The sequence below is a fragment of the Blastopirellula sp. J2-11 genome, assembly GCF_024584705.1.
In the GTDB taxonomy this organism is placed as follows: Bacteria; Planctomycetota; Planctomycetia; order Pirellulales; family Pirellulaceae; genus Blastopirellula.
Genome location: NZ_CP097384.1, coordinates 4,231,560 through 4,245,030, shown reverse-complemented (window position 1 = coordinate 4,245,030; position 13,471 = coordinate 4,231,560). Strand labels below are relative to the sequence as shown.

The 13,471-nt window shown below is 58.2% G+C and carries 12 protein-coding genes; 3 read left to right on the top strand and 9 right to left on the bottom strand.

Annotated features, from left to right (window positions below; all coding sequences use genetic code 11):
* Positions 1-3: 3 nt before the first annotated feature.
* Positions 4-987: an RluA family pseudouridine synthase gene (locus tag M4951_RS16770; RefSeq protein WP_262022799.1), complete on the top strand. Its 984-nt coding sequence runs from the start codon at positions 4-6 to the stop codon at positions 985-987.
* Positions 988-1,300: 313 nt separating this feature from the next.
* On the opposite strand, the gene fbp is transcribed toward M4951_RS16770, so the two are convergent.
* From fbp to M4951_RS16750, 4 genes are all read right to left on the bottom strand, one after another.
* Positions 1,301-2,308 (bottom strand): class 1 fructose-bisphosphatase, encoded by a 1,008-nt coding sequence (fbp, locus tag M4951_RS16765; protein WP_262022798.1) that lies wholly within the window; start codon positions 2,306-2,308, stop codon positions 1,301-1,303.
* Positions 2,309-2,775: 467 nt separating this feature from the next.
* Positions 2,776-4,260, bottom strand: a complete 1,485-nt coding sequence (locus tag M4951_RS16760; RefSeq protein WP_262022797.1) for an MFS transporter — start codon at positions 4,258-4,260, stop codon at positions 2,776-2,778.
* 189 nt (positions 4,261-4,449) lie between these two features.
* Complete coding sequence (locus tag M4951_RS16755; RefSeq protein ID WP_262022796.1) at positions 4,450-4,971, bottom strand: GNAT family N-acetyltransferase; 522 nt, start codon at positions 4,969-4,971, stop codon at positions 4,450-4,452.
* Positions 4,972-4,986: 15 nt separating this feature from the next.
* Positions 4,987-6,630: a ThuA domain-containing protein gene (locus M4951_RS16750; protein WP_262022795.1), complete on the bottom strand. Its 1,644-nt coding sequence runs from the start codon at positions 6,628-6,630 to the stop codon at positions 4,987-4,989.
* Between the two features lie 241 nt (positions 6,631-6,871).
* Here M4951_RS16750 and M4951_RS16745 point away from each other — a divergent pair, with 241 nt between their 5' ends.
* Positions 6,872-7,732, top strand: a complete 861-nt coding sequence (locus M4951_RS16745; protein WP_262022794.1) for a hypothetical protein — start codon at positions 6,872-6,874, stop codon at positions 7,730-7,732.
* A 152-nt stretch (positions 7,733-7,884) separates the two neighbouring features.
* Here M4951_RS16745 and M4951_RS16740 read toward each other — a convergent pair whose 3' ends face one another.
* On the bottom strand, positions 7,885-8,622 hold the full coding sequence (locus M4951_RS16740) for a PIG-L family deacetylase (RefSeq protein WP_262022793.1): 738 nt from the start codon (positions 8,620-8,622) through the stop codon (positions 7,885-7,887).
* 55 nt (positions 8,623-8,677) lie between these two features.
* On the bottom strand, positions 8,678-9,931 hold the full coding sequence (gene cbiE, locus M4951_RS16735; RefSeq protein WP_262022792.1) for a precorrin-6y C5,15-methyltransferase (decarboxylating) subunit CbiE: 1,254 nt from the start codon (positions 9,929-9,931) through the stop codon (positions 8,678-8,680).
* A 172-nt stretch (positions 9,932-10,103) separates the two neighbouring features.
* On the opposite strand from cbiE, the gene M4951_RS16730 reads away from it, so the two are divergent.
* Complete coding sequence (locus tag M4951_RS16730) at positions 10,104-11,081, top strand: phosphoglycerate dehydrogenase (protein ID WP_262022791.1); 978 nt, start codon at positions 10,104-10,106, stop codon at positions 11,079-11,081.
* Between the two features lie 17 nt (positions 11,082-11,098).
* Here the strand turns inward: M4951_RS16730 and M4951_RS16725 are convergent, their stop codons facing one another.
* The 3 genes from M4951_RS16725 to M4951_RS16715 all read right to left on the bottom strand — a co-directional run bounded on the left by M4951_RS16725 (position 11,099) and on the right by M4951_RS16715 (position 13,460).
* Positions 11,099-11,452 (bottom strand): type II toxin-antitoxin system HigA family antitoxin, encoded by a 354-nt coding sequence (locus M4951_RS16725; protein WP_262022790.1) that lies wholly within the window; start codon positions 11,450-11,452, stop codon positions 11,099-11,101.
* 351 nt (positions 11,453-11,803) lie between these two features.
* The gene (locus tag M4951_RS16720; protein WP_262022789.1) at positions 11,804-12,136 is read right to left on the bottom strand and encodes a HesB/IscA family protein; all 333 of its coding nucleotides are present in this window, start codon (positions 12,134-12,136) and stop codon (positions 11,804-11,806) included.
* Positions 12,137-12,269: 133 nt separating this feature from the next.
* Positions 12,270-13,460 (bottom strand): cysteine desulfurase family protein, encoded by a 1,191-nt coding sequence (locus tag M4951_RS16715; protein ID WP_262022788.1) that lies wholly within the window; start codon positions 13,458-13,460, stop codon positions 12,270-12,272.
* Positions 13,461-13,471: the final 11 nt, after the last annotated feature.

The window sequence follows — 13,471 nt, the reverse complement described above, 5'->3', positions numbered from 1 at the left end:
CGAATGCCCGATTCTGACCCCACGACGCACGAGATCGCCATCACCGCCGAACAAGCGGGACGGCGCGTCGACCAGTTTATCGCCGATATTCTCGACGGCGTCAGCCGCGGGCAAGTTCGCAAAGCGATCGATGCTGGTCTGGTCACCATCGACGGCGAACCTTGCCGACCAGCCCATAAGTTGAGCGTCGGAGAGCTGTTGATCGTTAAGCCGATCGCCGCTTATTCCGACGAGCAGATCGGACTGAATGTCCATCTTGATATTCTTTACCAGGATGATCGAATTGCGGTCATCAACAAGCCGGCCGGCATGATCACCCATCCGGCCAAAGGGCACTGGAAGGGAACGCTGACCGAAGGGCTAAAAGGGCAATTCCCGCAGCTCAGCACCATCGGCGGGCCAACGCGTCCCGGCATCGTGCATCGGTTAGACCGCGACACCAGCGGCGTGATCGTGATCGCCAAAGATGACGCGGCGCATGAGTTTCTCAAAACGCAATTTCAAGATCGTCTGACCGAAAAAGAATATTTCGCGATGGTGATCGGAGCCCCCGACCGGGATCGCGACCTGATTAACGAACCGGTCGGCCCGCACCCGAAAATTCGGGAACGGATGGCGATTCGCCGCGGCGATGATGAAGGGAAAGATGCCCAGACCTTCTACGAAGTGCTGGAACGCTACCAAGGTTTCGCCGCGATCAAGGCGCTGCCGAAAACTGGCCGCACCCATCAAATTCGCGTTCACCTGATGCACGCCGGTCACCCGGTCCTGTGCGACCCGCTCTACGGCAGTCGCCGCTTCTTATCGCTGGGCGAACTGCAACACGACGACGATCGCACGGTCTTATTGAACCGCACCGCGTTGCACGCGCATCGCCTCGCAATCGCGCACCCGGATGATGGCGAAATCCGCGAATTCATCGCACCGCTGCCAGCCGATCTAGAACGAACGCAGAACATGCTGCGACAGTTGCGCCCGGCGCGATAACAAGCCCGGGTGGCCTGACCAGCCTGTCCAAGGCTGGTTGGGTTGCGAAGCAACAAGATGCCGCGCCATTGACTCTCAATCCGCAGCCGCGATGAAAATAAAGCCGGCATTGGCCAATAAGCGTATTCGCCAATCAGAAATGCCATTGGTCTTTGCAACCGCATGGTGAAGCATCTTGTTGCTGACGCAACCCGGCCAGTTCTGGACGAACTGGCCGGGCCACCCAAGATGCAAATAATTTCCAACCGCATTCATGGCCACACAAGGCCGTGGCCATGGCGCCCGAGCACAAACAGTAATGAGAAGCTGTCGATTACGCCAGCGCCGAAATCTCTCCGTTCGCGACCATCGCTTCAAACTTCTCCATCTCGACCTGGCTGCCAACGACCATCGGCGTGCGTTGGTGGATGCTGGTTGGTTCGATCTCTAGCAGACGACCCGTTCCGTCGGACGCGATCCCTCCGGCTTGTTCGCAGAGGAAAGCGATCGGGAACGCTTCGTAGAGGATGCGGAGTTTGCCTTCCGGATTTTCGGCGGTCGGCGGGTAGAGGAAGACGCCTCCTTTGAGCATTGTGCGGTGGAAGTCGGAGACCATCGAGCCGATGTAGCGTGAGCTGTACGGTTGCCCCAGTCCCCCTTCGCGCAGCAGTTGCAGATAGTCAGCGTAGCCCGGCGGGAAGCTCGCGGCGTACGCTTCATTCACCGAATAATATTTTCCTTGTTTCGGCATCTTGATGTTGGGATGGCTTAAAACGAAGGCGCCGATCGAAGGATCGAGCGTAAAGCCGTGCACGCCGAAGCCGACGCTGTAGACCAACATCGTCGACGAACCATAAACGACATAGCCGGCGGCGACTTGTTTGGTCCCCGGCTGCAACAGCCAGCGCTCTGGCTCATCGCAAGTCGCGCCTTCTGGACGACGCATGATCGAGAAGGTCGTGCCGACGCTGACGTTCACATCGATATTGGACGAGCCGTCAAGCGGATCGAAGACGACGGCGTATTTGGCGCCGTCGCTGCAATGGCCGACGATCTTCGGATGCTCGTTTTCTTCGGACGCTAACACGCCGACGCTGGCCCGCGTGCTGAGGCAGTGAAGCAGCACTTCGTTTGCGTAGACATCCAGTTTTTGCTGGACTTCGCCTTGGACGTTGACATCACCGGCGGCGCCGACGATGTCGGTCAAACCGGCCGAGCGAACCTTCGCGCCGATCATCTTGGTCGAGAGCGTAATTGCCGAGAGGAGCCACGAAAACTCGCCCGAGGCTTGCGGGAAACGGCGTTGTTCTTGCAGGATGTGCTGCTGAACCGTTGTGATCATCGGACTTCCTTGAAGGTGCGCGCTGCCCAAATTTTGGGCGAAATAAGGCCAAATCGGCTACTGAAAGGATAACGCAATCAGTATGCCAAAAACAGCTTTGGGGACGAAATCTTAACCATCCGCTAGTGACTGGGGCGTCTGCGCGACCGGTTGGCCTCTCTTGGGAGCTTGTCAGAGCGCGCGAAGGAAATGCGCTTCACAGCCCGACGCGCCAGCTTTGAAGTTGCGCTATTTCGAATCAATCGAACACTAGCCCGCCAGCGCCAGCGAGGGAATCGAGTTGGCGATCCTAACACGGATTGAAGTGGCGAGCCCTATTCCCTCGCTCGCGCTGGCGGGCTAGTGTGACAATTTTCGGTCGATTCTGGCCGGTATGGTTCTTTATTTGCATTCGATTATTCGTGAATTGCGAATAGCGCAACTTCAAACCGGGCGCGTCGGGCTATGAAGAATCGTAGGCGCCTCTGTTACTTTCCAATCTCTTCCAAATTCACGCCGGTTGTTTCGATCCGGTAGATCCACGTCACGGCGGCGCCGATCAAGGAGGTCGCGACCAGGATGTAGAGGAGATAGCGGACGCCGATGTCGGCGAGGAGGATTGGGAAGAGGAACGCAGTTAGAACGGCGCCAATTTTGGCGAACGAGGCGGCGACGCCGGCGCCTTTACCACGGATGTTGGTGGGGAAGACCTCGCCGGCGATGAGATAGGTTTGGGCGTTCGGCCCGAGATTGGTCATGAAGCTGAAGATCATGAAGCCAGCGAAGATGAAATAGAGCTTGGCTGGATCGGCGAAGTCGACCGAGAGCGAAGCCAAAAACAAGCCGATCGCGCAGCCGAGGAAGCCGAGCACTTGCAGCTTGATTCGGCCGACCCGGTCTACCAGCAGTACAGCGCCGAGGATGCCGAAAATAAGCAGCAGATCGATCACGGCGGCGCCTTGGGCGGCGAGCATGTCGTTTTGGACAATATCAGCGATCGACGTCGCGTGTTCTTTTTGATGGCCGACAGCCGCGGCCAAGATGGTGGGCGTGAAGATGCCGATACCGTAGGTGCCCAGGTCTTGCAGGAACCAGGGGACGCTGGTGAGGATCGTCGCGCGGCGGTTCTTTTCGGACAAGAGCTCGCTGTAACCGCTGCGGTTCTCGGCTCGCGCGGACTCGGCAAGCTCCTTGGCTCGGTCTAATGCGACCAGTTGGGGATAACTTGGTTCGCGCTTGAGGAGCCGTAGCGTCTCTCGCTCGGCTTCTGGGTACTTGCCGCGAGTGACGAGCCAATGGGCGCTTTCAGTGATGGTCAATCGGACCAGCGTGACCAACACCGCGGGGATGATCGCAGTGGCGTACATCCAGCGCCACGCGCCGATGCTTGGATTCTCGTAGAGGATCAGGAAGCCGATGCCGGCGCCGAAGAGCGCGCCGATCGCCTGAAAGCCGAACGCGCCCAGGACGAACTTGCCGCGGGCGTTGCTGGGCATGCTTTCCGAAATGATCAGATGGGCCGTCGGATAGTCGCAGCCGAGCGCAACGCCGAGGCCGAACAGACAGCAGACGAGAAAGGGAAAGTTGGGGCTGAACGTGACGGCGACCAGGAAGCCGGTGAAGATCGCCATCTCGACGATGAACATCGGCTTGCGACCAAACCGATCTGCAAGACCTCCCAGCGCCGTAGCGCCAATCAAGATGCCCAACAGACTGGCGGCGCCAACGATTCCATGCGCGGCAGGTCCTAGCGAAAACTGGGCCGCGAGCAGCGGCAGAGCGACGCCGGTCATGAAGACGACGAGCCCTTCAAAAAATTTCCCTGCGGCGGCGAGCCACCAAATGCGCCACTGCATCGGCGTAAGCGGCGTGGAGGTGGTCGCAGTGCCATCCGGCCAGACGGGAACTTCATCGATATATTGCTGGACCGTCTTGCCGACGGGATCCGACGGAGCGTCGCGCGATGCAGTCATGATGTTGGCTCCTAGGGGGCAGCATGGCGAGTGCGACGCAGGCACTGCGTCCCAGCGAAAATCTTCACGGGGAGTGAAGTTATTCTCGGCAGATGGGGATCTGCGATCTAGTCCAAAGGAGAGATCGTGGGCGGAAGAAGGGGCGGCACGCGAAAAATTAACTTACGGACTGCGCCGCTGACGCCTGGCTTAACCATCCACCGGCGATTGCGGGGTCTGTAACATCAATTGATAGTAGCCAGCATCTAACCAGTCGCCGAACTTGAAGCCGGCTTCGCGCATCACGCCTGCCAGTACAAATCCATTTTTCAGATGCAGCGCCACGCTGGCCTGGTTGGCTTGATCAATAACGCCGATCAGGCAATGAAGATCGCGCGCGGTCGCTTGGGCGATCATCTCTTGCAGCAGGACGCCGCCGAGACCTTGCCCGCGGAAGTCTTGCTGGATGTAGATGGAATGTTCAGCCGTGTACTTGTAGCCCGGCTGCGGGCGAAAGGGTCCCATGGTGGCGAAGCCCATCAGGCGGCCGTTATCATCTTCGGCGCCGATCACGGGCCAATCGCCAGCCGCTTTGTGGGCGAACCACGTTTCGATGGTCGCCGTGGTTCGCGGGACGTATTCGTACAATGACGCTGACGTAGCGATCTCATGATTGAAGATCGCCAGGATCGCCGACCCATGTTTCTCAAGAGAGCAGGGGACCAGTTGCATGCGGAGGTTGGCCTGTTAGCTTTTCCGCTGCTGCGGCGTCGGTTTGGTGAGATCAAAATGAGCCGGCACTTCGAGCCCGGCCGCCCAGTAAATGCTGTTGAGCAGCAGTCGTTGGAACGAACGATTTTGGAACTCGTCTTTGTAACCGAGCGACGTGTAGAACGACCAGCCTCCATCCGCGCGACGGAAGGTCCAGGCGACCGGTTCGGCCGGTTTTCCTTCGACGGTTCCGGTCAACAGCATCGTGGCGCCGGCGGCCAGCGGAGCGGCTTGATAGAGAGAACCGTTTTGGGGGAACGGCTCGCGTGAGACGCCCCGCAAGATCGGATGCTTCTGGTTGGCTTCGACCGATTCGATGGTCGATTTTAGTTTGTTCGCGTAATGGCCACTGTAGTTGCCGCCCCAGACTTCCTGGTCAAACTCTTCCCAAGTTTCGGTCCCGGCCGGCGGCTGTTTGCCGCGCAGTCCAAAAGCGTGACTCGCCGTGCGAATGCCGACCATCGGCTTGCCGGCGGCGACATACTTCCGCACCGCTTCCATCTGTTCTGGCGGCAACGCGCGACGGCGGACACTGATCAGCAGCACGTCGGCCGTGGCCACCGCTTTTTCTAAACCAGGGATATCGTGGGGATCAGACTGGCTGCCGTAGAGATAGCTGACGCGAAAGTCTCGCCCGAGAAAGTCGCCCCCAAATTGCGGCAGGGTTTGCTCCGTTTCGTATTCAGGCTCGGCCATCACGATCACCACATGCGGTCGCTTGTCTGCGGCGAACGCGAACTCTTCGCCTCCCAGGATTTGATTGCTGGAGACGGTCGGACAGACGAACTTTTCGATATGCGAAACGATCAGGTCCGTGCCGGTAAAGTGATTGACATAGGGCCACGATTTTGGGTTGTACATCGTGTCGGTCAAGTCCCGCATCAGGACCACGTTTTTGCCGTTCTTCGCTAGCTGTCGCAAACCAAACGGGCGACCGAGGACGCACATATTGGTATGAACGCCGGTCAAAACCACGTTGTCGATGTTGTGAGCGGCGAGGATGCTCCAGACTTCGTCCCCTTGGTCGCTGATGTAGTCGTGGGCCGGATCGATCGGCAGCAGGTCGGTTTGCTTGATCCAAGGCCGATCTGGATTGCGCTCTTGGGCGGTTAAACTAGCTTTCCACGCGGCGCGTTGTTCCGCTTCGTCGTCATTACCGCCATCCGATTGATCGACCGGGTAGATTCCTTTTTCTTCCGCCGGAATCTGATGACACCATTGGTTGATTTCGGCGGGAATATCGACCGCTTTCGGCGTTTGCTTGGCCCGCAGGCGAGCCGGATGTTCGGCATAATGTTTCATGCAGCCGCTAGGAGCGTGAATGATTGTTACGCCTTGGTCGCGGGCTTGCTTCAGTAGATCGTTCAGCCGCGGCGCGAACTCTTGCCCACGCAGCACCGCGTTCTCGCAAGTGTGCAGATCCCACATGTCGCAGACGATGATCGCTGTCTGCTCCGGCTTCCAATGTTCGCCGCGAGTCTGTTGATGATAGAGGCCGCTGTCTGGCTTCGTTTCTTGTTGAAAACGAAGTTGCATTTGCAGATCGTCGCCGAGCAGCGGAGCGACCATGAGAGTAAGCGCGAACAAACAGCCAGCAAGACGTTTGATGGGCAAGATCATACGTTGTATCCAAAGCAGGAGAGGGAGGGAGGTGGGACTTGGTCTAATGTAGCTGAAGTCGAGGCCAAGGGGAAATATTTCGTGACATCTCCGATAGCTTCGGTTCGTACAGCGGAAAAGCGTTGCAATATTAAAAGACATTCACGTTTATTTACGTGTAACTGTCGTTGGTGTTTACTGGGATTTGTCGTTGCACTTGCCCATCAAGATTTGCATCCAGCCCCCCCAGGCACGCCCCATCATGCTTCGTTTTGTTCTGGCGCTTTTGTGCGCCGCGACTTGTTCTTGCGCTCTTCCCCAACCGGTTCTGGCGCAACTTGGGCCTTACAATCCGTACGCCAAACCGATGGACGACGCTCCGCCGGTCGCGGCCGATGGAACATTGCATTGGCCGGTCTTTTATCGCTCGACCAAGATGGAGTTGAAGTATGAAAATCTCCACAACTTGGGCGCATGTCTGGGAACGAACAAGTCGGTCACCGTGCCTGTCGAAAAGAACAAGTTGAACATTGACACGCTGCCGGAAGTATCGGTCAGCGGTCGTGTGGTTCAAATCGGCAAGGGAAGCATGCTGCTGCAACAGGCCGACGGCAAGATTGACATGATTGTGACGCATCCGGCCGGCGTTTCGCGCGTGGACGTGACCGGCGATGTTCCGGCCGCCTGGTTGAAGTCCGGCATGTTGGTTCGCTTTCTTGGTCAGGTCGATTCCCACGGACATGGCGCCGAGCCGCTGGATGCGATCGACGTGATGAGCACGCCGGGCGATTTCGCGCCGCCGGAAGTGGCGCCGGGCCATCGCCAAAACATCACCGCGGTGGTGAAGAGCTTACGCGGGAAGACCTTGGTCGTGACCACGCTGAACGGAACGCTCCGCAAATTGACGTTCACGCTATCGGAAGAAGCGATCGCCCATTTGATGACGCAGGAGCTGGAGTACGCTTCGCTCGGCGATGAGCTGACCGCCAAAGGACATCTCTACACCGTCGCCGGCGCGAAACCAGATCGCTGCGTCTTTGCGTCCGACGTGACCGTCAGCAAGCATGCGACGCCGACCGCAGCAGCGGAAGAAGTCACGCAGACGCCGCTCTCGAAGTTGTAGGGGCCGGCTGTGCGAACCAGTTCTTCAACCCACTCGCGCCTCTGGCTGGTGTGCAATCGGTTTAAAAAACGCCTCAAAAATCGCGTTTCTGGCTACGAAGAGTGTCGTACTTAAAGCGAAGAGCTGGTCCGCAAAGCGGACCCTGCGTTCAACTACTCTGGAAAAAGAAACTTCACCATATCTTTTGTTCCAATCATCCGTGTCGTGTGAAACAGCTCACCGCTCAGAAAACCGGCCTGCGAGCCGATGAAGGACGCGGCGCCGCGGACGCGGTCGAAGACGTAGTCTTTCTCCGGCGGGAATTGCGTTTCGTAGCAGCGGACGCTGGTGATCTTCGTTTCCAGCGTGTCGCTGATGTCGACGACAAATGAGCCTGGCGCTTCGGGATGTTCCATCGGCTCAAAGACCAGTCGATAGTAAAGCTGCTTGGCGATCGTATGCACCGGCAAACCGTCAAAGTGGTCGTCCCACTTGGTCAGACGCGAGTAAAACGTCGCCGCGTCGGTGATCTGCATCGCTTGCCAATGGTCAGGCGAAGCGAGCGGCGTTTTGCCGCCAAATCCCAGCACCACGTTGGGCCGATACTTGCGGAATTCTTTCGCCAACGCAACGCGTGATTCAAAGCAGTCGAACAGCCGGCGATTGGGGAGTTCGAGCGTGACTCGCACGTCGACGCCGAGCACCTTGGCCGCGGCTTGCGCTTCGGCCAGGCGAACTTCGGGGCCAGGCGAACGGGGAGTCGGCTCGCCATCGGTCAGGTCGATGATGCCGACCTTATAACCTTGTTGGCATAACTTGGCGAGCGTCCCCCCACAGGCGATCTCGACATCATCGGGATGAGCGCCGACGGCGATCACGTCTAGCTGCGGATAGTCGTCAAGTTTGGTCACGCGGCTGCGGCTCCTGAAGTCAATTCATCGGGCGACTGGTGGTTGAAGTCGGTGGCTACGACTTCAACGGTTTGATCGCGGTGATCAGGAAGGTCGGATTGAGCGACTCGAAACGATGACGTTCCAACTGGTACGTGCTGTGTGCGATGTTGATCATCGTCGCGCGGGCTTCGCCGGCCAGGCGCTGCAGCAGCTCGTGAACTTCGTGCAGATTCTCGATGCTGCCGATGTTCAGCACGATCCGCCCGCCTGGTTTCAGCCGCGCGAAAGCGGGCTCGACAATGCCGCGAACATGGCGGCCGGCGCCGCCGATAAAGATGCAATCGGGATCGGGGATATCTTCCCAAGCTTCCGGCGCTTTGCCCAAGATCGGCGTCAGATTGGTGACCCCAAACGTCTCAGCGTTCGTCTTGATCAGACCATGATCTTCCGGATCCATTTCGATCGCGTAAACGGCGCCTGCGGCGGCGATCATCGCCGCTTCGATCGAAACCGATCCGCTGCCGGCGCCGACATCCCACACGATGCTGGTCGGCCCGAGATCCATTTGCGAGAGCGCGATCGAACGCGTCTCGGCCGAAGTGAGCAGCCCTCGCTTCGGCTTCGATTGCAGGAAGACTTCGTCCGGATTGCCGAAGAGTCGCTTGCCGACCAGCGCGATCGGTCGATCAGGCACGCCGGGCTTGCGAACCAGGATCATGACGTTGAGCAGGCCAAATTGCTGTTCGGCAATCTCGGCCAGTTCGCCTTGGGTGACTCGTTCGTTGGGAGAGCCCAGGTTTTCGCAAACATAGGCCGAAAAATAATCGAGCTTTAGGGAGAGCAGCGCTTTCGCCACCGCGGCCGGCGTATGCTGATCGGTGGTGAACAGCCCGACCTTTTCGGCGAGCCGAGCATTTTGCACGACCCGCTCTAGCGACTGCGTCGCCAGGTTCGCCAGGTACGCTTCGTCCCAGCTTTCTTTCACCCGGGCGAAGGCCAACTGCATGCTGCTGACGTGCGGCAGAACCTCAAAGTGTTCTTTGCCGATCACGTCGCACAAGTAGCGCGCCACACCGTAGAACAACGGATCGCCGCTGGTCAACACGACGATGTTCTTGCCGGTCGAGGCTTTCACACGCTCGACGATCGCGTTTAAATCGGCGCCAACCGGCAGTTTTTCGGCCGTCACCGAATCGACGTAGGTCAGCACTTGGGGATTGCCGATGATCAGGTCGGCCGCGCCGATGCGCTGGGTCGCCTGAGCGGTGAGTCCGTCAAAACCATCGTCACCGATGCCGATAATATGAATCTTGGCCGCTGAGTTCACGCCGCCCTCACGTCGCTTGGGGATGCAATAGAATCCCCCGATTTTAAGAGATCCGCCCCGATGCGGAAAGCTGGCGCAAAGGATTGATCGGGGGAACCTTTGGCGTTAGAACCTGAGTTTTGTTGATATTTTCTCCTTCCATGCGTTTCCTTTTCCTCCGAGCTTGCCCGTTATGCCTACGATCGTCGTGACTGCGTCCCATTTCTTAGCGACCAGTTGGCCCTATTACGAATTGCTAACAGCAGCCGGGTTGGATGTCCGTTTCGCCGACTTGTCGAAGTCGCTATGGGAACCCGATGGTTTGGTCGAAGCGTTGGATGGCGCCGAAGGAGTCATCTGCAGCACCGAACCCTATACGGCCGAAGTGCTGAGCCGCACGAAAGTGCGCGTCGTCTCGCGGGTAGGCGTCGGTTACGACTCGGTCAACGTTCCTGCTGCGACCGAGCAGAACATCGCCATTTGCCGCACGCCGGGCACACTGCACCAATCGGTTGTCGAGCATACGATCAGCATGATCTTGGCCATGTACCGCAACGTGATCCCGCAAAACCAGCAGGTCCGCGCCGGCGACTGGGATCGAACCGCCGGTCCGCGGGCGTACGGTAAAACGCTGGGGATCATCGGCTACGGCGTGATTGGGAAAGAAGTCGCAAAAACGGCGGTTTTGCTCGGTATGAACGTCATCGCCTACGATCCGATCGCGCCGACCGGCGGGCCGAACGAAGTCGAGCGGGTCGCGCTCGAAGAGATTTGGCGCCGCAGCGATGTCGTGAGCCTGCATGCTCCTTGCACGCCGGAGACCGAGCGAATCATCAACGCGCAGTCGCTGGCGCTGATGAAGGATGACGCACTGCTGATCAACACGTCGCGCGGCGGCTTGGTGAACGAAGAGGAACTCGCCGCCGCGATGAAGGCCGGCAAGCTACGCGGCGCGGCGCTCGACGTGCTGGATAACGAACCTGCCGGCAAAGATCACCCTCTGTTTGATGTCGAAAACATCTACTTCACCGCCCACATGGCCGGACTGGACGAGCAATCGCTGCTGGACATGTCGACAATGGCGGCCCAGAACATTGTGGATCTGTATCAGGGGCGGTGGCCGGCGGAGAATATTGTGAATGGTGGGGAGTTGAGTGGGTGGAAGTGGTAAGGCTCCAAGAAATTTGCTTAAAGGTTATTCGCAAGCACCGTCTTGTGGACGCCGAAATAGTCGGCCAGAGTTCCGATGATTTGGCGGCTAAACGGTTTTTTGCCGCTGAGGATTTCCGAGATCGTAGATCGGGCGATCTTCGTGCTGCGGTGCAACTCGATCTGATTCACTCCCTTCGCTTCCATCAAGTGTCGCAACAGGTCTGCGTCGGATGCAGGGGCAATGGCAAAGTGATCGTCTTCATAGGCGCCAACTAGATCGCTCAGCGCATCCAGATACAGTTCTTCACCGCTGGAAAGCTCTCCCTGGGCGAGCAAGCGATCCATCACCTCTTGCGCCGCTTCGAGTTCCGCGTCGGAGTGAATCGACATAAGAGGAAACTTCAGGATCAGTTCCAGGTAGGCGTCTTTTAGCTTTCCTCTGAATTGCTTGGTAATATTTGTTGCCATTAATTCCTCTAGTTTTTTACGTTTTGACCGACCATGGCATAAACATTTCCCACATTTTCGCAGTTCATGCCACGTCAAGTCATCGTCGGGTTTGCCGCCCAAGAAATAGACTGCTCTTCGTCGATGAAAACGCTTGCGATTCCTGCGTGCTGCAGCACTGCTGGACAAGCCAAACAGGTGGGCACACGACGTTTGCCCAATGGATGTTTAGGCGCACAAAAAAAGCCGCGACAAACGTCGCGGCTTTTTTTGATTTGGCTGGAAGCGAGCAGACTACGCTTGGAACGAGCTGCCGCAACCGCAGGTTTTGACGGCGTTCGGGTTGTTGAACGTGAACCCATGGCGATCTACGCCGGTGTAAAAGTCGACGGTGGTGCCGTCCAAATACAGGAGGCTCTTCTTGTCGACGACGACCGGAAGACCGTGGAAGTCGTACTTGTTGTCTTTTTCGTCATCGAAATCTTGCGACAGCGTGATGCTGTACGAGAATCCGCTGCAGCCGCCGCCGGCGATGCCCAAACGGAGCATAGTGCCCGGATCATGCTTTTGATCGGTGATGATGCGTTTGACTTCGTTGGCCGCATTTTCGGTAATTTCAACCGCCATCGATATCTGCTCCTCAAACTGTTTTGGGGAAATAACTTTTCACATATTGTGATGTCTAAATTATACGAAACGCCGCCAAAAAGAAAGTCCGGCGCCCCGTATTCGCGGTCTGAACAGCCTGTTTTACGGCAAATCAGGTCGGTTTGACCATTTTCCGCAGCCGCGTCACTGCTGCTGAAACGTGGGTCACGGCAAATTCAATATCGTCAGACCGGTTAAATCGGCCAAGACCAAATCGCAAACTGCTGCGCGTTGCGTCCTCGGACAGGCCGATCGCCTGCAGCACATGACTCGGTTCTGGATTGGCCGAAGTACAGGCGCTGCCAGAAGATACGGCGATCTCGCGGACGTTCATCATTAGCGCTTCGCCGTCGACGCCGGCGAAAGAAACGTTCAAATTGCCGGCAAGTCGCAGCGGCGGCGTGCAGAGCGGACCGTTGAGGGTCACCCCGTCGATCGCCGTTTGCAGCCCGAGTAGCAGTTGATCGCGGAGCGCCGCTTGTCGGGGGATTTCGGTCGTCACTTCCGCCAAACAAAGTTGTAGGGCGCTGGCCATGCCGATGATGCCGGGGACATTTAGCGTGCCGCTGCGAACTCCTCGCTCTTGGCCGCCGCCGTCGATCTGCGGTTCCAGTCGAATCCGTTTTCCCCGCCGGCGAACGTAGAGCGCTCCGCAGCCTTTGGGGCCATAGAACTTGTGCGCGGTGAAGCTAGCCAGGTCGACGCCGAGCGCGTCGAAGTCGAGCTCCATTTTGCCGACTGCCTGAGTCGCATCGCAGTGAAACGGCACGCCGCGCTCGCGGCAGATGCGGCTGATCTCGGCGAGGGGATGAAGGACGCCGATCTCGTTGTTGGCGGCCATGATGGTGACCAACGCGGTGTCGTCACGAATCGCGTCGGCGACTTGCTGCGGATCAAGCTGGCCGGCGTGATCGGCGCCTTGCTGCTGTGGCGAGAGCAGCGTCACTTCAAATCCGCTGCGCGCCCATTTGGCCAACGGATCAAGCACCGCTTTGTGTTCGGTCGTTACGCTGACGACATGATCGCCGCGGCGGCGACGTTGCTGCAAGACGCCGCGAATCGCCAAATTGTTGCTTTCGGTAGCGCCGCTGGTAAAGACGATTTCGTTCGCTTCGGCGCCGACCGAGGCGGCGATCGAACGGCGCGCCTGCTCGACCGCATCACGGGCCGCTTCACCAAACAAATGTCCGACGCTGCCGGCGTTTCCGTATTCTTCGAGAAAGTACGGGGTCATCGCCGCCAACACGCGCGGGTCGACGCGCGTCGTAGCATGATTGTCGAGATAGATCGGTCGAGCGGTCAAAGTAAGATTCG